The organism is Nostoc sp. CALU 1950 (assembly GCF_051172895.1).
GTDB classification, from domain to species: Bacteria; Cyanobacteriota; Cyanobacteriia; order Cyanobacteriales; family Nostocaceae; genus Nostoc; species Nostoc edaphicum_A.
This window is the reverse complement of sequence record NZ_JBDNJQ010000458.1, coordinates 1-298: the sequence shown is the minus strand read 5'-3', so window position 1 is coordinate 298 and position 298 is coordinate 1. Positions and strand designations below refer to the sequence as shown.

The 298-nt window shown below is 48.0% G+C and carries 1 protein-coding gene; it reads left to right on the top strand.

What is annotated here, in order from left to right; translation table 11 throughout:
- Positions 1–298 (top strand): hypothetical protein (locus ABF638_RS38415; RefSeq protein ID WP_435027958.1); only part of this gene is annotated, 298 nt, incomplete at both ends.

Sequence of the window (298 nt, the reverse complement as noted above, 5' to 3'; positions counted from 1 at the left end):
GCCACCGGAGTTGTTAACAGATGCGCTGACTGCTGCTCGGTCGATTCATGATGAGAGAAATCGCGCCAATGCTTTGAGAGCTTTAGCAGACAAATTATCAGAGATTTTGCCAGAAGCACTGGCTGCTGCTCGGTCAATTCAAGATGAGAGAAATCGCGCTGATGCCTTGACCGCCTTAGTGGATAAACTACCAGAGATTTTGCCAGAAGCACTGGCTGTTGCTCGGTCAATTCAGGATGATAAAAATCGCGCTGATGCCTTGACCGCCTTAGTGGATAAACTACCAGAGATTTTGCCA